General features: G+C 37.8%; 19 protein-coding genes and 2 pseudogenes. 13 read left to right on the top strand and 8 right to left on the bottom strand.

Annotation, left to right across the window (positions count from 1 at the left end):
• Window positions 1–377: 377 nt before the first annotated feature.
• The 3 genes from JMY01_RS13265 (at window position 378) to JMY01_RS13255 (ending at window position 4,333) form a co-directional block, all read left to right on the top strand.
• On the top strand, window positions 378–1,802 hold the full coding sequence (locus JMY01_RS13265) for a cytochrome c (RefSeq protein ID WP_201576682.1): 1,425 nt from the start codon (window positions 378–380) through the stop codon (window positions 1,800–1,802).
• Window positions 1,803–1,996: 194 nt separating this feature from the next.
• Window positions 1,997–3,598, top strand: a complete 1,602-nt coding sequence (locus tag JMY01_RS13260) for a flavin monoamine oxidase family protein (RefSeq protein WP_201576681.1) — start codon at window positions 1,997–1,999, stop codon at window positions 3,596–3,598.
• A gap of 90 nt (window positions 3,599–3,688) precedes the next feature.
• Window positions 3,689–4,333 carry a cytochrome c gene (locus JMY01_RS13255; protein WP_227677926.1) on the top strand — a complete coding sequence of 215 codons (645 nt, stop codon included), beginning with the start codon at window positions 3,689–3,691 and terminating at the stop codon, window positions 4,331–4,333.
• Window positions 4,334–4,375: 42 nt separating this feature from the next.
• Here the strand turns inward: JMY01_RS13255 and JMY01_RS13250 are convergent.
• Window positions 4,376–4,786, bottom strand: a pseudogene (locus JMY01_RS13250) (ATP-binding protein); the annotation flags it as partial.
• Window positions 4,787–4,861: 75 nt separating this feature from the next.
• Between JMY01_RS13250 and JMY01_RS13245 the strand changes: the two are divergent.
• From JMY01_RS13245 to JMY01_RS13230, 4 genes are read left to right on the top strand one after another with little or no spacing between them, the layout of a single operon-like run.
• Window positions 4,862–5,530: a TnsA endonuclease N-terminal domain-containing protein gene (locus tag JMY01_RS13245; RefSeq protein ID WP_201576680.1), complete on the top strand. Its 669-nt coding sequence runs from the start codon at window positions 4,862–4,864 to the stop codon at window positions 5,528–5,530.
• A gap of 4 nt (window positions 5,531–5,534) precedes the next feature.
• The gene (locus JMY01_RS13240) at window positions 5,535–7,424 is read left to right on the top strand and encodes a Mu transposase C-terminal domain-containing protein (RefSeq protein ID WP_201576676.1); all 1,890 of its coding nucleotides are present in this window, start codon (window positions 5,535–5,537) and stop codon (window positions 7,422–7,424) included.
• Window positions 7,425–7,427: 3 nt separating this feature from the next.
• Window positions 7,428–8,330 (top strand): TniB family NTP-binding protein, encoded by a 903-nt coding sequence (locus JMY01_RS13235; protein WP_201576673.1) that lies wholly within the window; start codon window positions 7,428–7,430, stop codon window positions 8,328–8,330.
• On the top strand, window positions 8,327–9,280 hold the full coding sequence (locus JMY01_RS13230) for a TniQ family protein (protein WP_227677924.1): 954 nt from the start codon (window positions 8,327–8,329) through the stop codon (window positions 9,278–9,280). Before JMY01_RS13235 ends, JMY01_RS13230 begins: the two co-directional genes overlap by 4 nt.
• Window positions 9,281–9,424: 144 nt before the next feature.
• Here the strand turns inward: JMY01_RS13230 and JMY01_RS13225 are convergent, their stop codons facing one another.
• The 7 genes and pseudogenes from JMY01_RS13225 to JMY01_RS13195 form a co-directional block, all read right to left on the bottom strand.
• Window positions 9,425–10,651 carry a hypothetical protein gene (locus JMY01_RS13225; protein ID WP_201576669.1) on the bottom strand — a complete coding sequence of 409 codons (1,227 nt, stop codon included), beginning with the start codon at window positions 10,649–10,651 and terminating at the stop codon, window positions 9,425–9,427.
• Window positions 10,629–11,117 (bottom strand): response regulator, encoded by a 489-nt coding sequence (locus tag JMY01_RS13220; protein ID WP_201576667.1) that lies wholly within the window; start codon window positions 11,115–11,117, stop codon window positions 10,629–10,631. The genes JMY01_RS13225 and JMY01_RS13220 overlap by 23 nt, the downstream gene beginning before the upstream one ends.
• Window positions 11,114–14,347, bottom strand: coding sequence for a hypothetical protein (locus tag JMY01_RS13215; RefSeq protein WP_201576662.1), 3,234 nt, complete (start codon window positions 14,345–14,347; stop codon window positions 11,114–11,116). Before JMY01_RS13215 ends, JMY01_RS13220 begins: the two co-directional genes overlap by 4 nt.
• A 528-nt stretch (window positions 14,348–14,875) precedes the next feature.
• A complete protein-coding gene (locus JMY01_RS13210) occupies window positions 14,876–15,427 on the bottom strand; it encodes a hypothetical protein (protein ID WP_201576659.1) in 552 nt (183 codons plus the stop codon).
• A 251-nt stretch (window positions 15,428–15,678) separates the two neighbouring features.
• Window positions 15,679–15,870: an excalibur calcium-binding domain-containing protein gene (locus JMY01_RS13205; protein ID WP_201576657.1), complete on the bottom strand. Its 192-nt coding sequence runs from the start codon at window positions 15,868–15,870 to the stop codon at window positions 15,679–15,681.
• 340 nt (window positions 15,871–16,210) lie between these two features.
• The gene (locus JMY01_RS13200; RefSeq protein ID WP_201576655.1) at window positions 16,211–18,019 is read right to left on the bottom strand and encodes a hypothetical protein; all 1,809 of its coding nucleotides are present in this window, start codon (window positions 18,017–18,019) and stop codon (window positions 16,211–16,213) included.
• Between the two features lie 101 nt (window positions 18,020–18,120).
• A pseudogene (locus JMY01_RS13195) lies at window positions 18,121–18,366 on the bottom strand (ATP-binding protein); the annotation flags it as partial.
• 127 nt (window positions 18,367–18,493) lie between these two features.
• On the opposite strand from JMY01_RS13195, the gene JMY01_RS13190 reads away from it, so the two are divergent.
• The 6 genes from JMY01_RS13190 (at window position 18,494) to JMY01_RS13165 (ending at window position 24,593) form a co-directional block, all read left to right on the top strand.
• Window positions 18,494–19,144 carry a TnsA endonuclease N-terminal domain-containing protein gene (locus JMY01_RS13190; RefSeq protein ID WP_201576652.1) on the top strand — a complete coding sequence of 217 codons (651 nt, stop codon included), beginning with the start codon at window positions 18,494–18,496 and terminating at the stop codon, window positions 19,142–19,144.
• A gap of 28 nt (window positions 19,145–19,172) precedes the next feature.
• Window positions 19,173–19,709, top strand: coding sequence for a helix-turn-helix domain-containing protein (locus JMY01_RS13185; protein ID WP_201576643.1), 537 nt, complete (start codon window positions 19,173–19,175; stop codon window positions 19,707–19,709).
• A 157-nt stretch (window positions 19,710–19,866) separates the two neighbouring features.
• A complete protein-coding gene (locus JMY01_RS13180) occupies window positions 19,867–21,174 on the top strand; it encodes a Mu transposase C-terminal domain-containing protein (RefSeq protein ID WP_201576640.1) in 1,308 nt (435 codons plus the stop codon).
• Window positions 21,174–22,067 carry a TniB family NTP-binding protein gene (locus JMY01_RS13175; RefSeq protein WP_201576637.1) on the top strand — a complete coding sequence of 298 codons (894 nt, stop codon included), beginning with the start codon at window positions 21,174–21,176 and terminating at the stop codon, window positions 22,065–22,067. The genes JMY01_RS13180 and JMY01_RS13175 overlap by 1 nt, the downstream gene beginning before the upstream one ends.
• On the top strand, window positions 22,025–23,182 hold the full coding sequence (locus JMY01_RS13170) for a TniQ family protein (RefSeq protein WP_201576635.1): 1,158 nt from the start codon (window positions 22,025–22,027) through the stop codon (window positions 23,180–23,182). Before JMY01_RS13175 ends, JMY01_RS13170 begins: the two co-directional genes overlap by 43 nt.
• Before the next feature lie 175 nt (window positions 23,183–23,357).
• Entirely contained in the window at window positions 23,358–24,593 is a 1,236-nt protein-coding gene (locus JMY01_RS13165) for a hypothetical protein (protein ID WP_201576633.1), read from the top strand.
• Window positions 24,594–24,704: the final 111 nt, after the last annotated feature.

Here is a 24,704-nt window from a genome sequence, read left to right as displayed (position 1 = left end):
ATAGGTCGTTAGAAATTCTCACTGTCTCGATAAATTCAGTCATCTGCTAAACATTTAGTAACTGCTCATCGAGCAATAATAAAACAGCCAATAACCATATAACATAACTCAGCAAATACATAAGGCACCATACGTATATTGATATCTTACAAAATTAGAGCGCATCAACAATACTCACAGTAATAAAATTATGATTATGCCCACATTTTGTACGCTAAGGATGGTGTACACAGGAGAATATACTCCCTGCCATTCTTAATATTATCACCTGACTGTATGACCTGATAAAAACCACTGTTTCATGTTTAGTTGATACTTTGCACTTTTATTAATATTTAGTTTTGTCAGCCACTATATGCCAGCTATATGAGGATATTATGAAGCCACTTTCTGTGATGTTGTCGATGCTTGCCATCGGTATCACCTCTAGCGCCGCGATGGCTCAAGCGACCAGCTTACCTAACGTTAGCCCAGCCAATAGTGATTTGGCCAACCGCGGTGCTTATATCGCGCGTGCAGCCGATTGTATGGCATGTCACGGTGAGGACTATACGGGCGGCACTGCCATCGAAACCCCAATGGGCGGTATCTATGCCACTAATATCACCCCATCCAAACGCTACGGCATCGGCAACTATAGCGAAGCCGATCTAAAGAAGGCACTACAAAAAGGTCGTGCGCCCAGTCACATGCTCTATCCTGCAATGCCTTATCCGTCTTATAGTGGGATGACTGATGAAGATATTAGTGCACTATTTGCCTACTTGCAGACAGTACCTGTCTATGATCAGGCACCTGATTATAAGACTGACCTGCCCTTTCCCTTTAACATTCGTACACTCATGCTGGGCTGGAACGTGCTCAATATTCCTTCTTCCACTAACCGTGAAGGGCTCACAGAAGTACAGCAGCGCGGTGAATACTTAGTCAATAATCTGGGGCATTGCGGCACTTGTCACACGCCGCGCAACGCTACCATGGGCTTCGATAAAAGCAAATATCTGGCGGGTGCACAGCTTGGCCATTGGTATGCACCAAATATCACTCCAGATGCGCTCAGTGGTATCGGCAGTTGGAGTGAGCAAGATATTGTCACTTATCTACGCACAGGTGAGCTTGACCAACGCGCCTTTGCTGGCGGCCCTATGGGTGAAGCAGTTGCACACAGTACCCGCTACCTAAAAGATGAAGACTTAGGAGCCATTGCCTCTTACCTAAAAGCAGTACCTGCCATTCAGACCGATGATAAGGTCACTGCAGTCGATGCATCACGTCTACCAAGTCCGATTAATGAGTCAATCACTCATGATCTTGTCGCTCAAAAAGACTATCTGGCCGAGGCTAAAGCAGAGGTAGCAAATGGTAGTAACTCACCTGAAGCTTTATATTTGGCTACCTGCGCAAGCTGTCATGGTGTTGACGGCTACGGTCAACCTGATGCTCAATACTCACCCATTGTTGGTCTCAGCAGTATCCGCCGTGAAAGGCCTGATGCACTCGTCAATATGATTGTCCACGGTGTGGAAGGCAGTACCAATACCTCACCTATCATGCCAGGGTTTTCCGATGATCTAAACAGTGAGCAAATTGCCAGTATCGCTAACTATGTACGCGTTAACTTTGGAGGACTGACCAGCAGCAATGTAAAAGCTGCCGATGTCGACCGTATAGCAGCAGGCGAGGATCAAAGACCATTTTTGATTAAATATGCAGGTTTTCTAGCAATATTAGGCATCCTTGTCGCCATTATCGTCATTATATTTATTATACGCGCAATCATACGCTCTAGACGTCATCGCTAGTTTGAGTTTTTTAATCAAACAGCAAGGCTATTAACGATATAAAAGCGTTCGAAACGCTGATGACAAGACATGGATGAAGGGCAAAAAGGTAAGGCACTAAGGCTTGGCTTGTAAAACGACTCTATAAGCTAAGCCTATAATAAAAGTAAGTACTTACCAACATGCGCGAACGTCATACTATAAAGGACACCATCATGAAAGACATGCTTCAATCACCCACACGGCGCCAATTGCTCTCGATGATCGGTAAAACAGCGGGCGCAACTGCAATGTATCAGGCAATGACCACACTGGGGTTTGCCTCGGAATCTATTTTTGAAGAATCTATGGAGCTTGAAGGCGCACCTCCAGGAGCAAGTATTGTGATCCTCGGTGCAGGTCTTGGTGGCCTGACTGCCGCCTATGAGCTGCGCAAAGCAGGCTACGATGTCAAAGTTCTTGAGTATCAAAATCGCGGCGGCGGCCGCTGTTGGTCTCTAAATGGTGGTGAAAAATATACTGAGCTTGGCGGCGAAGAGGTCACTTGCGACTTTGAAGAAGGTAACTATCTAAATGGTGGGCCATGGCGCTTGCCAAGCCATCATTATGCCGTGTTTCACTACTGCAAAAAGTTTGGGGTAGAGCTGCAACCCTTTATCCAAACCAACGACCGCGCTTACTTGCATCGTACCGACCACTTTGGTGGTGTACCGCAGCGTTTGGGCGATGTCAAAAACGACATACGTGGTCACGTATCAGAGCTGTTATCAAAGTCTGTAAACGTAGGCGGTCTAGATCGCTCAGTCAATAGCGAGGATAAAGAAAAACTGCTCGAAGGCTTACGAGGTTGGGGCGTACTCGATAAAGACTATCGCTATAGATCTAGCCATGCAACCACTAAGCATCGCGGCTTTAGTGTCTTTCCAGGTGGTGGTTTGATGCCAAATGAAACACCCTCAAAGACCCTACCGATGAGTGAGATTTTGAGCTCAGGTATGTGGGCAGATATCTACGGTGAGCATACTACTTACAGTCATCAGCCTACGATGTTTCAGCCAGTCGGTGGTATGGAAAAAATCGGTGAGGCATTCACGCGTGAATGCGCTGATATGATTAAGTTCAATGCCAAGGTTACTAAGATCCATCAAGATGATAGCGGGGTCACAGTTGATTATGTCGATAGTAATAATCCAGAAGGCCCAACTAAGACCGTACGTGCCGACTGGTGTATCTGCAATATCCCACTGACGGTATTGACCCAGATTGACATCAATGTCTCAAAGCCTATGAAACAGGCAATGGCGGCAGTGCCTTATGACACTTCTTATAAAGTAGGACTAGAGTTCAACCGTCGTTTTTGGGAAGAGGACGAATGGATCTATGGCGGTGTCACTTATACCGATATGCCTATCAGACAGATCTCTTATCCATCAGGCAATATGTTTAAAGATGGCACAGGCGTATTACTAGGTGCTTACGGCTTCGGCGCCACTTCTTATAAGTTTAATACGCTGACTCCGCAAGAGCGTATCAATGTAGCGCTTGCTTACGGTAAATATATCCACCCACAGTATCCAAAAGAGTTCCGCTCGGGAACTTCGGTAGTATGGCATCGTATCCCTTGGACCTTGGGCTGCTATGGCATTTGGAGTGATTCCAGTCGGAAGCAGCATTACGATACACTCTGCAGTATCGACAACCGTATCGTGCTGACAGGCGAACACTGCTCACACATCCCTGCTTGGTTAGAAGGCGCTATTTTGTCTGGTTTAGACACAGCCAATCGCCTACATAAAAAAGCTAAAATGCTTGGTTAACTTTTATCAGTTAACGCAATCGCAGCTTATAACACTGTGGTTTAGCTAATAATGTGGTTCAACTTATAACGATAAAATTCAGAGGCAATCATGGACAATACAATCATGGAAAGCATGAAATCCAACGCATTTGCTATCATGTTGCTAAGCCTAGGCTGCAGTGCTGCATTATCAGGTTGTAGCCAACGTGCAGGTGACATCGAGACAGTGGCAAGCAAACAAGAGCAAGAGACAGCGCAAGCGGTTGACTATCAAGAGAGCCGTAATACGGGTGCTTGGGGCGGTGTCTATATGACCCGTGAAGAGCTCAAAGCACCCAAAGTCAATATCGTTGACGACAGCTCACTCCCAAGTATGGAAAACGATCCAAGTATTGCAGAATGGGAAGCCAAGTTCGAAGGCACCAATGCCTTTGTCACGACCGACGGCAAAAAACTATACCATGACTCATGCGCCGGCTGTCATATGCATGAGGGTGAAGGTGCATTTGGAGCAGGGTACTATCCGCCCCTAGCCAACAACAGTAAGATGGAATCTAAGTACTACACCATCAATATCTTGATCAACGGCTTCCGTGGTATGCCATCATTCCATACCATGATGAATGACGAGCAGATGGCGGCTGTTACTGAATATGTGATGAATGAGCTCAATGATTATAAAGAGACAGTCACGGCTGAAGATGTAGAAAAGCTAAGGCATGCCAATCCGCCAGGTGTAGATCCAAGTGTCTAATACGATCGGTATTATTACGGTATAGCGGAGGTATGAATAGTATTATTTGCTGCGATAGCTAAGTGCTTCAGACACATGAGCGCTGGTAATATTAATACTATCGGCAAGATCGGCAATCGTCCGCGCGACTCGTAATACTCGATGATAGCCACGCGCAGATAAATTCAAGCGCTGCTGCGCCATCTGTAATAACTGCTGCTCGCCCTCTCCTAGCTTAATAAACTGATCAAGTTCGCTCGGATTGAGCTCATTGTTGACCTTTTTTTGCCGTAACATTTGTCGCTTATGTGCCTCTGCCACCCGAGTGCGTACTTGCTGAGATGTCTCGCCAGCCTGACTATTTTGCAAATCTGCAATAGGGAGCGCTGGTACCGTAATGTGTAGGTCGATTCGATCTAATAGCGGTCCTGATAATTTGTCTTGATAGCGTTTTATTTGCTCAGGACGACAGCGACTGACAACTACAAATTTAGCTGATAATATCGAGGAGTTCTATAGTCAAATACTACAAAAATAGTTGATAATCTCATGACAGTGACCGAATCTACAATATTAAACGATAATTCTCCAGCAAGAACTATCCCTCGAAATCATAGAACTCTGACAGGATTCATTCACGGTAGTAACGATGGATTGTACTCAGGGTTCGAATCAAGCTTAGAACGTGATGCTCTTATACTGATTGAATTTAATACATCTATAATAAGATATCTATCTCAACCAAGAAGCTTTGAATATTTTCATGACAAAAAGGATAGGAAGTATACTCCTGATATCTTCATTCAGTATGACAATGGAAGGAAGCTTTATATTGAGGTTAAGTATCGAGAAGATATCAAAAAAGATTGGAGTGTTCTAAAACCTAAATTTAAAGCAGCTATCAAAGAATTATCCACTGAAGAGAATACACGGTTTAAGGTTTGGTCAGAAAAAGAGATCAGAACACCGCTTCTAAAGAACGCCACATTCCTACTCCCTTATAGGCATAGAAGTTTCGAGAACTATCAACTTGAAATGATCAAGAAAGTCGTTTCAAGGTTTGATGAAACAAATCCTGAAGACGTTATCAGGGTTTGTTCTAGTAACTTAGAGACTCGTGCTGAATTCTTAAATACTTTATGGTATGCCTTGTCTAATCAGATAATAAAGGCTGATTTAACTCGTCCTTTAACAATGAAATCACCTATATGGATGTAGTCAAATGAAAGCAGTCAAGTTAAATATAGGCGAAGAAGTGTTCAACGGTAACTCTCGCTATAGAATAACAGCTATTTTAGATATGGAACACGTCTGTGTTCGTAGTAGCTTTACTGGTAAAACTGATAAATTTCATATTTCTGAACTGTCTTCAAGCCCTACTGATGAAGATAGCTTAGATATAATACCATCTATCGAATTGATGAATATTCCAGACGATGAATGGATTGAAATACATAATAAAGCTGGACTTTTTAATAATATCCTTCAATCAGACTATGAGGATAGACGTGATGAGATCAAACAAGCTGCTGAAAAACTAGAGATATCTGAACCCACTTTGTATAGGCAATTGCAGAAGTACAAAGCAAGCAATGGTGATCCTACAAGCTTATTAAGAAAAAAGCGTGTGGATAAAGGGCGATTCGAGCCTGAAGTTGAGAAGATTATTCAGTCGTGTATAACACAGTACCTATCAACAGATAAATTAAAGGTTTCAGACGTTTTCAGAAACTTGGAGATTCAAATTTATCAGTACAATAAACTGAACGGTACTTCATTAGTTACTCCACATATTAATACTCTAAGATACAGAATATCTCAGCTTACAGCGGCTGAAATAGGATCTACAAGACTTGGCAAGAACGGTAAAGAGTCTTATCGACCTATCATGGGTAAATTTCCAGAAGTTATAAAGCCGTTGGAAATCGTACAGATTGATCATACCCCTCTTGATGTCATGATTGTTGACGACGTTAACCGTCTTGCTATAGGCAGACCGACAATTACACTAGCGATTGATGTTTTCAGCAGGATGGTAACTGGATTCTATATTTCGTTAGAAAAGCCAAATACCTTGCTCACAGGCTGTTGTATTACTCATTCTGTCTTGGATAAGAAGAAATGGCTAGCTGATCACAAGATAGACGCTCAGTGGCCTGTATATGGTCTTATAGATACTATCCATACTGATAACGGTAAAGAGTTTCATGCTAAGGCTTTAAAAAGAGCTTGCGAGAAATACCACATCAATCTAACTAAAAGACCAGTAGGAACGCCAAGATATGGTGGTCACATTGAAAGGCTGTTCAAAACCTTCAATGATACTGGTATACATACCCTCCCAGGAACCACAAAATCCAATATCGTAGATAAAGGTGAATACGATTCCGAGAAGAAAGCAGTATTGACGCTATTTGAGTTAGAGACTTGGTTCACTGAACTTGTAGTGAATGTTTATCATCATACTGTTCACTCTGAGCTTGGAATAACACCCTTCGAGAAATACAAAGAAGGAATATTAGGTAACGAAACCACCTTAGGAAGAGGTTTACCCCCCAAAATAGAGAATGAGTTGCAACTCAAAATTGATTTCTTACCTCATGAAGAACGAAGTGTGCAGAAGTATGGCATACAGCTTTTTGGCATACTTTATTATCACGACCTTTTAAGAAAATGGATACGCCAACCTGACAAAACACGTAAGAACTCAAAAAAATTCATCGTTAAATACGATCCAAGAGATTTGAGTTCAGTATTCTTCTATGATCCTGATATGAATGCTTATATCACTGTACCCTACAGAAATTCTAGTAGACCAGCTATATCTTTATGGGAGTTAAGAGAAATCAAGAGAAAACTGGCAGATTCTGATTCATTAAAGCAAGCTAATGAAGATGATATCTTTGAAGCTAGAATTAAAATGGCAAGAATAGTTGAAAATGCATCAAAGGAAACTAAGAAAGCGAGGCGATTAAAGCAGAAGGAATCTGTCAGAGTAAGAGAGTCTATTCCACAGATGGCTGAAACGAATAAAAATGTTGAAGATACGTACTTTATTGAATCCGATGACATGGATTTCGACATCAAACCATTTGAAGACGTAGAGGAATAAAAAATGGAACACTTATCTGAGAAAGCTCGCAGCTTAATAGATGCACCAAACAATCAGAAAATCCTCTACGCTAATACAGATAGATGGATTGGCTACCCAAGGGCTAAAGAAATACTTGAATCCCTAGAAGACCTAATGTGTTATCCAAAAACAGATAGAATGCCTAATCTGTTGATTATCGGTGATTCTAACAACGGCAAGACCAAAATATTGAAGCATTTTATGAAGCGCTATCAAGTTGATATTGATGAAGATACAGCATTGATACTAGAACCTGTTGTCATGGTTTCAGCACCTTCAAAGCCTGATGAAAATAGCTTCTATATTCGTCTACTACAAGAGCTTTGCACTCCATATGTAAAAAATGAGAGTGCTAGCGTTAAAAGAGAAAGAGTTATTAGAGTGCTAAAGAAGCGAAAAACAAGAATGCTAATTATTGATGAAATTCAGCACGTCATTGCAGGCTCATATAACGCTCAAAGAAACTTTCTTAACGCTATAAAAGATCTGAGCAATACGCTTCAAATTCCTATTGTTGGCGCTGGTATCGAAGATGCTTTTCATGCCATACAAGTAGATACTCAATTGGCTAATCGATTTCAAGTAGAAGTACTGCAACGCTGGAAAATAAACACATCTGACGATAAGAAAAACTTTGCTCGACTCATTGCATCCATCGAACAAAGCCTAGTACTACCAGAAGCTTCTTACCTCTATAAAAAGCCATACCTTGATCAAATCCATTATTTGAGTGAAGGTCTGATTGGTGAAGCATTCCAAGTGTTAAGGCAGTTAGCTATATTTTCTATCAAGAATGACCAACCTTGTATTAATCAAGAGACATTTGAATCATTAAAGCTACTGCCACCTTCAAGCAGACGTAACTTACTAAACCAACTAAGATGAAGACAAAATATCAAGGTCTAGAGCTATCCTATCAGTTGCAATTGCTTCCAATATACAAGAATGAGCTTATAAGGTCTTGGTTGGTTCGTAACGCCCTATATCTCAATATGAAGCCATCACAGCTATCCACTATTATTTTTCAAAATACTGATATTTGGAAGTCAGATATTGATGTTCAGCTTTCTCGGAGAAGTATTCAGTCACTTTTGAATACCGTTGAAATAAGAGAAGAGGACTTACTCAAACACTTATTGTCTTCGAAATGCGAACACTTTTACCCTCATTTAAATGAGTCTAAACAGGTGAAATGGTTATTACAGATTGGTGTTCACCAAAGAGGGAAAAAGAACAGCTTACAATACTGTCCAGCTTGCATTGCTTCAGACAAAGTACCTTACTTTAGAGCTTGTTGGCGTTTAGGATTTCTCACGAGTTGCCACATTCATGATATATGCTTATTAGATAGCTGCCCTAACTGCAATTCACCAATAGACTTATTTCGCTATAATAAGACTAACAATAAACATTTCGAACCATTAGATTACTTAGGGTGCAATCAATGCTCTTTTGATTTAAGGGAATCCCCACGAATAAAGCCTAGCTATTATGAACTTGAAGCTAATAAGGAACACTTTAAATTGCTAGTTGAAGGGCATGGTAGTATAGGTAACCTAGATTTTAACTACTCACACTTATACTATGATGGTCTAAAACGGATCATGTCATTTATTCTATGTAGTAAAAATGGGATAGAGTTATTCAAATATATTTTTAACAAATATGATTTAGATGATGACTGTATTAGAGAGAGGATGGAAGTATCACGTCACTCAGAACCTGAACACCTATCTATTAACATAAGAAAAGCTGGTGTTATATTCTCATACTATATAACAAGAGACTGGCCTATAAAGCTTCATCAGAATATGCAAGAAGTTGGGGATTACTAAACGATTTATATATTCTCCGCATCTAACCTATCCCTTTTGGCTTCAAAAGACCTTGGATTTGTTATTAAATTGAAATAGACACAATGTACATTAAAACATAAGAATTTTCTATGTAGACTAAGACCTAAATAATGAAAATAGAATTTAGTCAAAACTATGGTTCTCTTTAATATATTTTTCGACAAATTTGGCACTTGTAAAAGAAGCATATTCTTGGTAATAGTCATTTTTTTCACCATCACCAAAATCAGATATTGATTTTACAGCGAAGAAGTCTAAGTTATTGTAATCAGCTGCTTCGCAAGAAACATAGAAAGCTGAGACTTCCATGTCTATGCCTTTTAGTCTCTTATTTTTTTGATATGTTTCTAGGATAGTCTGCCCGTCATTCAGCACCGCGCTTCCAGTAGCTATGCCTCCTTTATTAATTGCAATAGCAGTATTAACAATACTTTTATCATCGAATTCAGTATTGATTTGATTTATACTATCCTTACAATTGTTTATAAAAGCTTGTAAGTTATCACTTAAAACCCTTCTAATATTTGAGTGTAAAGGAGAAGGATGAAAACGTACAGTTCCGCCAATCTTTTCTGTTTTTCCTTCATTATAGTTCCATGCTGATTGAGCAATCACTATATCTCCGTATTTGCTCTGGTCTTTTATACCTGCACAAATGCCAGTCATCACTATAAGCTTGGGACTGAAAAGCTGAATTAGTTTAGTTGTAGTAACAGAAGTATGTACCATTCCCTTTTCTGAAACAGCACATAAAATAGCATGTCTTTTGTGACCTTCTTTATCAGTAAAGCAACCTTTGTACCCAAATAGCCTACTTCCTAGAGGAGTTTGCTGGCTCCATTCCCAGTCAATATACTTCATAACAGTGGTGGCTTCTGGATCGTATAGAGCTGTCACTATACATACATCGACAGTATTGACAGGATTAAGAGATTCTGTATAAGACAAAATATCTAACAAGGTCTGCTTCCAAGAGTCTTCGGTATCGCTATATTTTATAATAGTCCATGCACATCTTTGAAACTGTTGCCTAGCCACAATCTCTAATTCATCATAAGCAGTAAGTCCAATACTTACTCTAGGTAAATTATAGAGGTTATCTTGGCTATTGATTTCTTTAACAAATTTTAACGTTGTATCTAAATCTGGAGTGGAATCAAAATTCAATGGCAGGTTTAGATCTAATATCATTAGATCGTATAATACCTCTTTATCTTTTAGCTTCTTTTTCGCCTCTACTATTGTCAGTACGCTATCAATCGTTAACTCACTCTCATCATAATTCTTCCGAATGGTGCTGCAGATTGATCGGGTTTTTTCACCACTATCATCGACTATTAATATCTTCATCTATTTCCTGTAAAAACTCTATTAACTTTTCTTTCCAGTCATCTATTAAACCACTATATTTGATAACACTAATTGTCAACTTCGAGGAATAGTTATTTAATTGTTTTTTTAGCTCATCTAATGACATACCCGACATACTTTCATCAGACCCTTCCAAATTGCTAAAGAAATCGTAAGCAGTGACTACAACAATTGGTATACATCTATTATCCCTAAAAAGCTGGCGAATGACCTCCTTACCTCCAAAGCCTTGAGGCCTACCACCAAACTCATTCCTACCAATATCAAAAGTTGGTAATGACATATCAAGAATAATACAATCAAAATCCTCTTTACTTTTTAGTAGAATTTTGGCTGATTTTACTGAATAAGCTTCTAACAGAATTGATTTTGGAAAGTTCTCTTCAACTAAACTTACGATATTTTCCTTTTTTGATAATTCATCTTCAACAACTAGAATTCTCATACCGTATACCCACTGTTAGGATTAAATCGCTGCTGTAAATCTAGTATAAAGTAATCATCCTCATAGCCAAAATTTATAGCTCCATCAGTATCATTGACTAAAACCATTGCTGCAATTTTATATAGACCTGAATTACCCTCAGATGCTATCTTGTCAAGATATTTGTGGTGTTCTATATTTTCTCTAATTTCACTAAGTAGTTCCTTATTTTTAGCTTCCATCCCATATATTACTTTGTTCCTAAAGCTATATTTAATTAACTTGTTATGATGATCTAATTTAACTTCAATATCTAAAGATACTACAGGCATGTGTACATGATCATTAATATTACCAACAATTATTTGGATAATATCTGCTAAAGGAAGTAGATTTGTAATTAAGACTTCCATATCGTTTTCTACAACAACATTACATACTATTTGAGTAGAAGAATGTCTTGCTTTAGCTGCTTCAATAGCGATATCCAACCATTCTTCTATCTTAAAGAAAGGTCTAGATGTCAGTCTATGTTTAAAGAACCAATCAGATGCCTTTTGTAAATTTACAGAAGACATTCTGTTAGATTCAATAACTAAATGATTCATGGTTTCATAGTATTCTTTATCCGTTACTCTGAAAATACTATCAAGATTACTAGATAATCTATTATGAATCTCAGAGACTTTAACAGAGAACTCATTTTGAAACTTCTTTCTAATACTTTCTAGAGATGGATCTAGAAGCTCCCAAAATAAGTTCAAAGTCAATACTACAAACTCTTCTAAATTACAATTTTGTATCGCAAGACGAAAGAAAACGAGAGTTGCTTTTTCAATTTTTAACTTTAGAAGACCTTCAGGGTATTTACTACTTTCAATCTGAATATACTTACTTTTTATATCCTCTAAATAGGTATCGAAGTCATCTGTAAACTGTCTCAATACTCTATTTATATCGCTATGATACTTTTCAGGTGTCTTCGACATCCAGAATTCGTTTAATTTATAATCTTCGCCTTTAGATGGTTGATTCGTTACTAAATGACATTTTTCGGGGGCAGCTCTTACGAATCCAACAATTGAGTTATGTCTTATTCTTAAACTTAAAAAGCCATCCAAACCAAACTTTGGATGATGTAGAAACAAGTTCTTCATATCATCGATGATTTCAAGTAGCAGGTTATCAGCTTCATTATTAGGTGTAGTTAATAAACTTTGAAACTTGGTGTTATCTTTACTCTCTAAAAAAGCATCGATTACCTCATCAAAATCTTCTGAAACACCAATTCCAGCTTCTACAAGGTTTTTATACCTTATAAAACTACTTTGATACTCATCAATAATTAAGTTTTTAAGTGCTTCTTCATCTACATGAATACGACTACCATCTAAAAACTCAATACCTGACTTGACTTTTAACTCTGAAGTAATCTTAAGTATTTCTTGATGATAGTCTTCCGAGTTTTCAGGATCTATTTTGATAAGATTACTTAATATCCTTCTACGTTCTTCACTCAAATCTTTAGAGCTCTCGAAACTATCACAATTGTCTAATATATTGTATACACATATTTGAGAAAAGAAATAAATAAGCTGTTCTTTACTAGATTCGATGGATGAAGCATCAATTTCAGAAGGCGCTTTAATCTCTAATAACTCAAGCTGCGTATTAAGAATATATGATATTTCGCTTTGAAGATCATCTGAAAATAAAATTGTATTGTACTTATGAAGTACAATTAGAACAGGTATTAAGTTGATACCTAAATTAGAAAAGTTATTTGCTATATCAAAAGGATCATCAAGTATGAACGTGATTAACCTATCTTCAAACTCATCATCAAGGATAAATTTACTCAGAAAATCTACTTTGCTAGAAGTTATTTCTTTCGTAAAATCATATTTAAGCTTTAACAAGTTAAATAAATTATGAAACTTATCATCTATAGTCTTTTGATCTTGACTTAGTAACGTAGAACTATTTAAGTTAAATAGTCGACTATAGAGGTTTATAACTTTATCAGAACTATGAATATAATAAGTGAACTGTTTATCACCTTGAGAATTCTGATAATTTTTTATAGGAGTAATATAACTATTATCAAAAGCTTCAAAAAATAGTACTAAACTCTTTAGATAGTAAAAACTATCGTTCTTTGATAGAAGTTCACATAATTGACTAAGAGTATTTAAACTCAGTTCATAGTTCTTGTTAAATAGTAATAAATCTTGTAGGAGCTCACTAACTTGGCTCAGAATGTTCATTTCATCTTTATTAGCACCTTGTTCTTGGTTAAAAGCTTTATTGAAGATATGAGGTAGAATATTCTTATCGTAGTCTTTAAGTACTAGTTCTTCAACAATGTTAATTTCTTTCTCTGTTAAGAAGTGTGAAAATGGTAGCGATCTCGATATAAGGTTTCTTCTAAGTGTAGTGCTTATGGTTTCAAACTGATCGACAATGTTGAATTTCATCTCATAGTATAATATTTCATTCAAATTATGCTTTTCGCTTATAGTCTCTGAATTTAGTTTATAAGATAAATAGCTTCTTAAACTGGAATCTATTAGATTGCTATTATCATTGAAATGTTTATCCAAAGAGGCTCTGAACCTATTGACATCTGTTCCTTGTTCATTTTTTGTACTCAATCTATGTATAATAAAGGGTTGCAATCCAGAACTAGATCGACTTCTTATTTCACTTAAATATTTTTTTTGTTTTTCTAGACCGAAATATAACTGATAGATTGTTAATCTAAGCGATATAGACCAAAGACTCTCACTACATTTTTCATCCATAAGATCTAAATGCTGTAATAATGCATCTATGTTATTCTCTAGTAGACACTTATATATTTCTTTCTTTATAGTAATGAACTCTTCAATTGTTTTCCTATTAGCATCTATCATCTTAATCGATAGACCTATATTTAAGAGCTTTCCATCTTCAAGTCTTTTTTCGTCTTGCTTAAATACCCCATAAGGTCGTGGATACCGACGCAATTGGTAACCTATAGATTTTTTTGTCCATACTACAAAATCTAGATAAGTATTACTATCTAGCGTGGCTCTAGCTTCTTCCAAAATATCTATTATAGAGAGTTCGATATTAACTGAGCGTTGTAGCTTAAAACCTCTAGAGAACGTATATGAGTTTTTTCCTGAAAAAGAAGGAGTGTTATTGTTATTTGCAATTACTCCTCTAACCCTCTTTTTAAGCTTTCTGAGCTGATAATCTATAGACATTTTTATACTCTTTGAACCAGTAGATAACCTACCAATATTATACTTAGTAAACTAATTACGACAAAAACACCTCTAAATATTTGTCCGTAAGTAAAGATTTTATTTAACTTTCTATTAGTATTTCTACTTGTTAAATCGTCACTATCATTAATGAACAGATTTATACTAGTAGTATTAAATTGATTCTCGAAATCAGCCAAAGCTTTTTCGCTTCGTTTGATTAGGAAAGAAGTACGTTGATCTAATTTATAGAACAAAAAGCTAAATAAGATTAGTAATATACAGAGGGTAATTTCTAAAGATATAAGGTCTTTGGTTGATTGAATACTATAACCTATAACAGAGCTTATGACACCGCATATCACGATGTAGAAATTAAAGAGCATCATTCTTTGCTGTGAATGAATTTCGAAATACTTCCATAGATGATCAATTACAACTTTCGAATCCATTTTAGACTTCCTAACTTGTCTTCACTCTAATTTCATATTAAGTGTAGTGATCAAATATGTATGGTCTTACGATAAACTATATTATCCAAATGAATGCAATCCAAGCCCCAATACATGCTAAAAAACAAATAAGACTGATTCTTTTGCAGTAAAAGAACAAACGAAATTTGTCTGAGGGTATAACGTTCTCGTATCTGTTGGTTCCCTTTAAAAGGAGGTGTAATCGTTGAATACTCAATTTATCAACTAGGTCTCTTTCACTTCTAATATCAATATATAAGTAAATAGCTCCAAAAATTATACCTAACGCATTAGTAATAATAGCTATTTTAAACAGAGTTAGTTGATTACCTTGTGTGATCAACGATTGACTATCGAGCACTGATGGCATTCTTGTAATTTGAGACACTATGACTGAGAATACTCCAGCAGCAATCGCAATTAACCACTTCATCCATTCATAATCTTTCTCATTAGCTGTGTTTTGACGCTCTGCACATGCTCGCTGAATTTCATCAAGTGTGGGTTTCAGTGTTTCATGATGATTATAAAAATCTACTGTTATCCCTTCTCTATTCATTTTGTCTGATAGCTGATTTTGAAGGTTTTTTAGCTCCTGTTTACTCATCAGCTCATAGCTCGTTTGATAAACCATCTTAGAGTTAACATGCCTAGTAGTATTAAGTACCCAAACCACCAGTAACCTTGTATTATATTTATAACTATTACAGGCGCTTGCTCGATAGCCCCAATGCTACTGTTCACGTTAGAGATATGTCTTCTTGCTATGAGACCAAGTACATAGTATCCGACTAAAGCGGCGACAGTAAATACCATTACCGCTATTGAAAATTTTTCGTCAATTTTCCGCATTGTCATCTACCGAAGCGCTTCGCAAGCTATACCATCTTTGTCACGATCCAAGCGTTTGTATCCTGCTTTTTTCGCATCGAAATAAGCTTGAGCTTCAGCTTGGCTACCAAAATCGGCGCATACTACGCCACCTGCATATGCAGGAGAGGCTGCAATTAATACAGCAATAGATACTAGATAACTGATAATTTTTCTCATAATTCACTTCTCCGTAATTAACTGTTTTCTGAACAATAATATGAATCCAAAACCAAATACTAAACAACCTAAACCCGCTACTAATTGTTCAGGAATTGTCGTTTGATGATCCCAATCGTATAGCATAATTATTATCAAGATGCTTACAATCCAAGCTACGACAGCATATAGGATTAACAACATTCGATTGCTTGGCAAGCAATTGGTAGACTGCAACCATTTAGGTTTGAAACAAAGCCATAGTGTTGCTATCGGGATCATTAGCATAGGGAATATGAAAAATACAGCGATGTAGTTACTCATTATTCATACTCATGGACAATTGTAAATTTATTATAAATTATTGGAAGCTGTTAGTCATGCCATATATTTTATTAACGATCCTATCTTTGATGGATTCGTTTACGCTAGTATGATTCAATCTCTTGACAACTTCGAATTTGGATTTCAAAATTTTTCCGATACCTTTACCTCTGTTCTTACTTATTTTGTCGATAATTTTTTCTAATTCAGTCTCACTTATACTTAATGCATACTTAGGTCTAGCGAATAGGTATAAACCATATGTTCTGTCATCCTTGGGTTCAATATCCAAGCAATATACAGTAAAGTTATCTACTTCATCTGCAAAAGCTTCTATGTCATCTATGACTTCTATTTCCAATAATAATCCTTTTCTGTTCCTAGAAGAGATCATAGACCATTTGGTTCCTTTAAAAGAGAATTCACCATAGGGTTCAGCACAGTTTATTCTATTTGTAGGCAATGCTTCAATTCGCCAGTCGTCCCGTTCTAGCTCAATTTCATAGAATGTTTTAGAAATGTCAGTGAACGACTTAATTTCAGTTGCCTCTCTGTTAAGCTCGAGCTGAACAGGATTAATTATATTATTTTGTCTATAGTTTTCTTCCCCTAAAGCTCCTTGATTTGTATTATAAATTTCTTGAAGCTGTTCTAGTTGTTTAATACCGACAGCGTTATAGATCAACTCTTCGTTATTTCCTTTCTCTCGTTTCTTCTCTACTGGTAACTCATGAAGAAAAGGGAAGCGTCCTTCCTGATCCACGTCAACTCTTAATTCAGTCTCTTCTGCACTAGAAACACTATCAACCATCAACTCTATGTCTTCTTGCTCAACTGAACTTTGTTCTTTTGGTATTCTGACCTCATATTCTTCCCTATCACGATCTGGGAAAGTCTCAGCACTAATAATCTCTAACTCATTAAATGGCCAAGAATGGTGACAGGTCTGTATTTTTCGGATTAGAAAATATTTGTCAATACTGTCTTTTTTGCTTACATAGTGACCTATGACTTCAAGCGTTGTTCCATCAGAAAAAGGTAGGTTCGTTGTCAAAGGTAGCTCAGTAACATTGTCATAGTAACCGCCGACCTTTGACTTTTTTAAATACCTATAAGCGTGACTATGAACTTCTCGCATTGCACTCATAGCATCATCGTCCAGTAAAGCTCTTGCTAAGAATGGAACATCACTATCAAGAAAATGCCTACTATTTAGCTTTATTGAACATAAATCCTTATTATCTTCTACACTTCCAACCAGTGTCGCTAATTCAGCAATTAAGTCTTCACTGAATAAACGACGAATAAAATATTTAGAAGCTGCAAAATAATGTCTGACGATTTCAGAATGTGGAATTAAGACTGTGACAGGTTCGCCTCTAAAAGTAGAGTTAGGTATACATAGTAAAGATAAACTATGGTTGTTCTTAAGAAATTTAAAATTTGCAGACTCACCTAACTCATTCATCATTTCTTTGTAGCTAGTGTCTTCTCTTTCACTACCTAACTCAATAGTTTCTGCTTTTTTAGGTTCAAAAACCTTCTTGATCGTTCTTGAACTGGTAGCCTTCCAGATAGAACCTGATGATAAGATATATAGATACTCAATTTCCATATCTAAAATAATTGATCTCGAGAAAAGGTCATAGCCCATAGAATTAAAGTAAGTGTCATAATCTTTTTTCTCAGACAACTTCTTAAGTTCACTTAACTGACGACCATCTTGTAATTGTATAAAATTAACTGTAAGGAACTTGAATATATCGCTTTTGCGAATTTTTCTAACTGCTTCTAATCTATAAAGGCTATCTTTTTCGAAATGATTATCCTTGAATGTTAGCTTCATATTGAGTCCTTATTCTCTTTTCTAGAGGACTCTAGATATTATCATTTATATTTGGTTTTATCACTTATATTTATAGTTATCGATTATTTTTGTAGTTGTCAGCGACAGCGCCCTGATCCATCACCATCATAGCCACAAGGGCAAGGATTCATCGCCGCCACCAATTGAAAGTTCGCTGGAAATGTCATCTGCGAGTTGGCACGGCTAATGGTTATTTGCTTGGCCTCAAGCGGCTGACGCAATACTTCTAATACTGTACGATCAAACTCAGGTAATTCATCGAGAAACAAAACGCCCTTATTTGCAAGGGTAATCTCACCAGGTTTGGGACGTGAACCCCTGTCAACTCCAACAATAAGTGTCATAATTAGACATCATTTCTTTATCTACATCCAATTATCACCTAGATTAAATGTCAAACATTACCAGTAATAAGTGTCAGATTCTTACAAATTACCAGAAATAGGTGTCATAATGTTCAAACATCAAGCTCGTAAAATAAAACCGACAAGACGGAGTGTTTCAGGTGTCATTTCTTACAAGAAAAAGCCGCTTGCTTACGAGTCGACTTTAGAAAGAGACTTTATTATTTATCATGCTTTTCGGGAAGATGTTAAAAACATTACCCCTCAACCTGTAAAGATACCTTTTAATAAAAACGGTAGAACCTATCGTTATACGCCTGATTACTATGTAGAGTTAGATGCCGAATCGGGTAAGTCGTTTATTGCAGAAGTTAAACCAAAACAAGAGTGGCAACTAAACTGGCGTGATTGGTCTGACAAATGGAAGGCAGCTAAACGATATTGTAAGGAAAAAGGTATCAGATTCATCATATTCGATGAAGATAGGATTAGGCATGAGGCTCTTGATAATATCAACTTTCTGAGGACTTATGAAACCATAAGAGTTACCAACGAAGAAGTTGAAGTAATACTCGCTGATATTAAGCAACGTGGCATCACTAATGTTGACTACATCTTAGAGAGATACTTTAAATCTAAGCTTTACCGACCTGATGGACAGGCTCTGGTTTGGCACTTAATGGCAAATAAGAAAATCGGGTTTGATATTTGGGATGACGTTAAAGACCCACAAATGGAGGTCTGGCATGTTGAACACTGAAATCGTAACCGAACCAATAGGACTAAGGATGAGTTCCCACTTCGACACTAGCAGTAAATATAGCCGTAACCATATTCAAATGGTGCTTGGCGGTATTTATCGTAATAAAACCGATGATGATGAGTACCAGCTTATCGAGTACCTTGATGATCTAAATCAAGCCGTGTTTAAAAACTTGCAAACACTGAGAAATCAAGTTTTATCAATCCATGACTTCGATAACGTGATAGACGGTGCAAATACTTCTGTTGTCATCGATCTTAATGATATTGGCGATGATGAATGGCAAGAAGCTCAAAAGAAGTACTTAGCTATCACCCCGCTCATTATGGAGGACGACTGGTATGGCAAAGACAACTATCGAGGTGAACAGGGTTATGAGAGAAGAGCTAAGGAAGTTGGGGTTTCTAGTCGTACTCTTAGACGATGGGTTGACGCTTATCAATCGACAGGCTCAATTGGATCTTTAATTGATCAAAAAAGAGGTTGGAGAAAAGGGGCTAAACGTCTAAATGATGAGACAGAAAACCTTATTAACGAAGTCATCAATGATTATTTAAAATAGAAGTGTTTGGCAATACAAGAGTGGCGAGGCAAGATAGCAAGTCAATGGCATTAGTGAAAGGGCTTTTTTGCTAAGGATTGTTAATTAGACGTTTATTGAAAAACCTAGTAAGAACACTATCCGTAACCGTATCAAAGAAATCAAAGAGAAAGACTTATTGCGCGGTCGTGGTCAGAGAAAACGTGCAAAACAAAAATTCACCGCTAAAGCAGGTCAGTTTCCTGACGCAAACTACCCTCTCAGTGTTATTCAGATAGACCACACACCAGTAGACTTGATACTGGTTGATGATAAGCATAGAAGACCTATTGGTAGACCATTCATTACAGTGGCTATTGATGTCTATAGTCGCATGGTTACAGGCTATTATATTTCACTAGATGCGCCCTCTGTTACTTCGGTTAGTATGTGCATCTCACGAAGTATTTTACCAAAAGATGAGCTGTTGCTTGAGTTTGGATTATCCGATGTGAAATGGGATGTCTTTGGTATGCCTAAAAAAATCCACGTCGATAATGGTTCTGATTTTAGAGCTGAGAGTTTGCAGAAGTCTTGCGCCTTTCATGGTATCAATCTTGAATTTAGGCCAGTAGCAAGACCTGAGTATGGTGGTCATATTGAACGATTAATTGGCACTATAATGAAACGTGTACATGAATTGCCGGGCACTACCTTCTCTAATATTAAAGAAAAAGACGAATACAACTCTGAAAAACATGCCAGTTTAACCTTGCAAGAGTTTGAAAAATGGTTCCTTACCTATGTCACGATGGATTATCACGAAAGCATACACTCAGGTATTGAGCGCAGCCCTAAAGAGCAATGGCGCATAGGTATATTTGGTGATGGGTTTGAGAGCGGTGTTGGATTGCCATCAATTCCATCAGACCGTCATACACTGGTACTGGATTTTATGCCAAGTGTTGAGCGTACTATTCAAAGAAATGGAGCAACAATAGATGGCTTGCAATACTACGATGCTTGCTTAAACAACTTCATTAATCATACTGATGGTAATGGTATTAAAACTAAGTTTATATTTAGGCGAGATCCAAGGGATATTACTAGAATATGGTTTTACGACCCTGAATTACTACAATACTTTTCTGTACCGCTAGCAAATCAAGTGTTACCACCAATTAGCCTTTGGGAGTACAGGAGAGTTTATAGGCAAGTTAAACAGGAATCAGGAACTGTTAACGAAGCATTGATCTATCAAGCATTGCAAGATATGCAGACCCTAGTTGAAGAGTCTAAAAATACGACTAAAAAGGTTCTTAGAAGTGAGCAGAGTAAAAAATTTCATACTAAATCGCAAATAATGTATGGCAAGTTGAAACCAGATGAAAGTGAAGAGGTGGATATATTAGACACGTTGCCAGAATCGACTAGGATTTTAAACAACAAGGTAGAGACAGAACTTGATGAGTCTGATGACGACTTATATTTTGAGGATATTGACTGATGAGCGAATCTTTATACACCCATATTCATGAGAAGTTTAGGCATATCGCTCATCTACCCGATAAAGAGAGGATTGAATTTATCCATTCTCCACGATGGGTAGGTTATAACACCGCTAATCAGGTTATCGATGTTATGCAAGGGCTGATGAATCATGTAAAGCAACATCGTATGCCAAACCTATTACTTATTGGGGATTCCAACAACGGCAAGACCACAATCATAAATCGTTTCTATGACAAATTTGGAGAAAACTATACGGTTGATGAGACATTGGTAATACCTATAGTCAAAATTCAAGCGCCCCCAACTGCCAGTGAAAAGGATTTGTACATCTCTATTATTGAGGCGTTTATGCTGCCATACAGACCAACTGATGCTGCCAATAAATTGAGATACCAAGTTGTTAATGCCTTTAGACACACCAACGTCAAAATGCTCATTATTGATGAAGTCCATTCAATGCTTACAGGTACAGCTAGACAGCAAAGAGCTATCATGAATGTGATCAAATTTCTATGTAATGAGTTGCTTATGCCTATCGTGCTTTGTGGTACTAAAGACGCTATTCGTATCTTACATACCGATCCACAACACGCTAGCCGCTTTGATGTCGCTGAGCTTTCTTTATGGTCAAATGATAAAGAGTTTAAACGTCTGGTTGGTAGTTTTGAGAAGATTTTACCACTTAAAAAGCCGTCTAAACTCATTGAGACTGAAAAGGTCAATTTAATCTATAGCATTAGTACAGGCAACCTTGGCGATGTTAAGCGTTTAATTAACGATTGCGCTATTAACGCCATTGAGTCAGGTGAAGAAGAAATCACTGTTGAAAGTATCAGGGGCAAGTCATGTCTAAAACCAACCAAAGGACTACGCAGAATTATTGGGTAAAACCACTGACTTTTGCCACACCTTTTCTATACGGTGAGAGCTTAACATCTTGGCTAGTACGCGCCGCGCTTAGGCACGGATGTAGTCCTTTGACCTTTACCTACTACTACTGGCCTAAGTACCGTATTTGGACGTATGACGTTGATAAAGGTTTTGATCATATCGATGAGCAAATCAGATCTGATATTGCAACTCTAGCAGGTCACAACATCGATACTTTTGATAATCAAATATTGATCGATTTCTTGGATGATACGTCAGTTACATCAGACAACAAAAAACCTCTACTTTGGACAGCACCCTTATCAAAACGCAACCGCTATTCAAGGCTAGGTTATCCCTTTTGTCCTGACTGCATGAGCGATGATAAAGAGGCTTACCTTAAGTTGCAATGGCGCTTTACATGGTCTGTCTGCTGCACTAAGCATAAGACATTCTTGCAGGTAGATTGTGGGTACTGCAATCAGCCTTATCAGCCCCAGCTTTTAAGTCCAGAGCAGCAGTTCATCAATCGCTGTCATTCCTGTCTTTATAAGATAGATAAAGCTATATCAGATATAACGCCAAGCGCTGCGCTTGATAAGTTTCAATTGCTTGCTGATCAGGCCTTTTTCAGTAAGCAAGGCATTGTTTTGGGGCAAGTGGTCAGTATGGCTCAGTGGCTTGAATACCTGCTATTTTTAATAAATCTAGTCAGGCGAGGTCTGCACAATCCCAACTATATGTTCGGCAAGCTACTGACTGTACTAGAGATTGATACTAGCGCTTTATCACTACCCAAAACGGCACTCAGATTTGATTATTTGCCGATAGAGGAACGAGCGGTACTGCTTGAGTGCGCCTACTACCTATTGCAAGTTGACGGTGATGAGTGGATCAAGGCTTGCTTAGCTCTTAATATTACCCAAAATAGTTTCCAGTGGTCAAAGTACACGGTTATACCTAAAGCCTTTAGCGAGGTATGCGATCAGCTCCATAGAGTACCTACGCGGCAATACAAAGCACAATCAGAGGATATACAACCCGCCTCACCCAAGGCGGTAATGACGGCATGGAATAGACTTAAGCGCAAGATGCAGATGAGAGAAAGTTATGACAAGCATAGAGAGGACTAAACATCGATGCAACTCCTGCGGTAATAAAAACGTTGAGATAAAAAGACGCTATAAAGATGATACCTATTGCGCCAATTGTTATCGGATATGGTTTGTTAAAAAGCCTTGTAGTCAGTGCGGCGAGATAAATCGTCTGCATAAAAAAGAGGACTTTGCCGTCTGTAGGTTTTGTCGTATGAGTCAACCCTGCATTCGTTGTGGAGGCGCGGCGGTTAAAAATGGAGCTAATACGGAGTATGGACGAGTCTGTCAGATATGCTATCAGGGCTACTTTAAGGCTGAAAAGAAATGCTTTGAGTGCGGTAAGTTTAAAAGAGGCGTTAGTCGCTACGCTAAACTATCTCATGATCAGGCGGTGTGTGTCACCTGCTATCAAGGACACTTTAGAGCGGCATGCCCTCGATGTCACAAGTATAGAGAGCTTGTTGATACTGAGGAAGATATGGCGTGTCAAAAATGCCATGACTTAGGTGAGATCCCCTGCGAGAGTTGCGATAAGCTTATGCCTGCGGGTATGGGTAAAAGATGTGATGACTGTTACTGGTCACAAAGATTAGAACTTGAGACAAGGACTAACTCCTACCTTTTATCGTCCGATCTGATGAGACAAGCTTATACTGCTTTTACAATATGGTTCAAGGCCGAGCTTGGTAGCAAGACCGCCACTCTTAAACATACCCATTTCATCAATTTCTTTATTCACTGTGATGAGCTATGGGGCAAGATACCCTGTTATGAATCACTGGTACATGAGTTCAAGCCAAATGGACTACGTGAGTACCTCACGGTACTGCGGTGGCTGATTAAAACTAAGCAAGTTGTGGTAGATCCTAAGATTAAAGATCAGATTGCAGAGGAAGAGCGCATTGTTAACTTGCTGGCTAAACTTGACGGTAAAGTGCCTCGTTGCATCATTGAATATCATCAATATTTAGAGCAAAAACTGCTTATGGGTAAAACCTCGCTTAAATCCGTCAGATTAGCCTTGCAGCCTGCAATAGACCTATGTACTAAATACGACATCGAAGGCTCGCATACGCCAAGTCAGGAACAATTGGATGGGTATTTGCTAGTTAAGCACGGTCAGTACAGCGCATTATACGGTTTCATCGCTTTTTTGAACAAAAGTTACGGTTTGAACTTGGCTTGCAATAAGCCTAACAAGGATGATATTCAAAAGCTCAAAAAGAAAGAGATTGAACAGAAAATGATGATACTTTATGACCAACCTAAACCGTTATCGGACAAGGATGAACTGATGTGGATACAGCTATCGATGATGTATTTTCATGGTGTAAATATTGACTTAAAGACCCTAGTATCTTTGAAAAAACAAGACTTGACTGTTGAAAAGGAGAGTGCGTTTTTAGTAAAACTTAAAGGTGACGAATACATCCTACCATCTCCTTGATATCACGTTAAAAATTCATAGTATTTGTAGTAGACACGTAATAAACATTGATTATTTTAATTGCTTCATATATGCTTCTATTTGTAACATTAGGTAATATTGTACATTGCC

Origin of the sequence: Psychrobacter sp. H8-1, assembly GCF_904846575.1 — a bacterium.
Lineage (GTDB): Bacteria > Pseudomonadota > Gammaproteobacteria > Pseudomonadales > Moraxellaceae > Psychrobacter > Psychrobacter fulvigenes.
Note: the sequence above shows the minus strand (reverse complement) of the source record. Positions and strands in the feature narration are given on the sequence as shown.

What these genes read in the sequence shown, in the direction of transcription:
- JMY01_RS13200 (WP_201576655.1), bottom strand. Translation starts at nt 18,019, where the DNA reads ATGAAGCTAACATTCAAGGATAATCATTTCGAAAAAGATAGCCTTTAT.
- JMY01_RS13265 (WP_201576682.1), top strand. Translation starts at nt 378, where the DNA reads ATGAAGCCACTTTCTGTGATGTTGTCGATGCTTGCCATCGGTATCACC.
- JMY01_RS13225 (WP_201576669.1), bottom strand. Translation starts at nt 10,651, where the DNA reads ATGAAGATATTAATAGTCGATGATAGTGGTGAAAAAACCCGATCAATC.
- JMY01_RS13255 (WP_227677926.1), top strand. Translation starts at nt 3,689, where the DNA reads ATGGACAATACAATCATGGAAAGCATGAAATCCAACGCATTTGCTATC.
- JMY01_RS13240 (WP_201576676.1), top strand. Translation starts at nt 5,535, where the DNA reads ATGAAAGCAGTCAAGTTAAATATAGGCGAAGAAGTGTTCAACGGTAAC.
- JMY01_RS13235 (WP_201576673.1), top strand. Translation starts at nt 7,428, where the DNA reads ATGGAACACTTATCTGAGAAAGCTCGCAGCTTAATAGATGCACCAAAC.
- JMY01_RS13245 (WP_201576680.1), top strand. Translation starts at nt 4,862, where the DNA reads ATGACAGTGACCGAATCTACAATATTAAACGATAATTCTCCAGCAAGA.
- JMY01_RS13205 (WP_201576657.1), bottom strand. Translation starts at nt 15,870, where the DNA reads ATGAGAAAAATTATCAGTTATCTAGTATCTATTGCTGTATTAATTGCA.
- JMY01_RS13210 (WP_201576659.1), bottom strand. Translation starts at nt 15,427, where the DNA reads ATGAGTAAACAGGAGCTAAAAAACCTTCAAAATCAGCTATCAGACAAA.
- JMY01_RS13260 (WP_201576681.1), top strand. Translation starts at nt 1,997, where the DNA reads ATGAAAGACATGCTTCAATCACCCACACGGCGCCAATTGCTCTCGATG.
- JMY01_RS13185 (WP_201576643.1), top strand. Translation starts at nt 19,173, where the DNA reads ATGAGTTCCCACTTCGACACTAGCAGTAAATATAGCCGTAACCATATT.
- JMY01_RS13220 (WP_201576667.1), bottom strand. Translation starts at nt 11,117, where the DNA reads ATGAGAATTCTAGTTGTTGAAGATGAATTATCAAAAAAGGAAAATATC.
- JMY01_RS13165 (WP_201576633.1), top strand. Translation starts at nt 23,358, where the DNA reads ATGAGTCAACCCTGCATTCGTTGTGGAGGCGCGGCGGTTAAAAATGGA.
- JMY01_RS13175 (WP_201576637.1), top strand. Translation starts at nt 21,174, where the DNA reads ATGAGCGAATCTTTATACACCCATATTCATGAGAAGTTTAGGCATATC.
- JMY01_RS13215 (WP_201576662.1), bottom strand. Translation starts at nt 14,347, where the DNA reads ATGTCTATAGATTATCAGCTCAGAAAGCTTAAAAAGAGGGTTAGAGGA.
- JMY01_RS13170 (WP_201576635.1), top strand. Translation starts at nt 22,025, where the DNA reads ATGTCTAAAACCAACCAAAGGACTACGCAGAATTATTGGGTAAAACCA.
- JMY01_RS13230 (WP_227677924.1), top strand. Translation starts at nt 8,327, where the DNA reads ATGAAGACAAAATATCAAGGTCTAGAGCTATCCTATCAGTTGCAATTG.
- JMY01_RS13190 (WP_201576652.1), top strand. Translation starts at nt 18,494, where the DNA reads ATGTTCAAACATCAAGCTCGTAAAATAAAACCGACAAGACGGAGTGTT.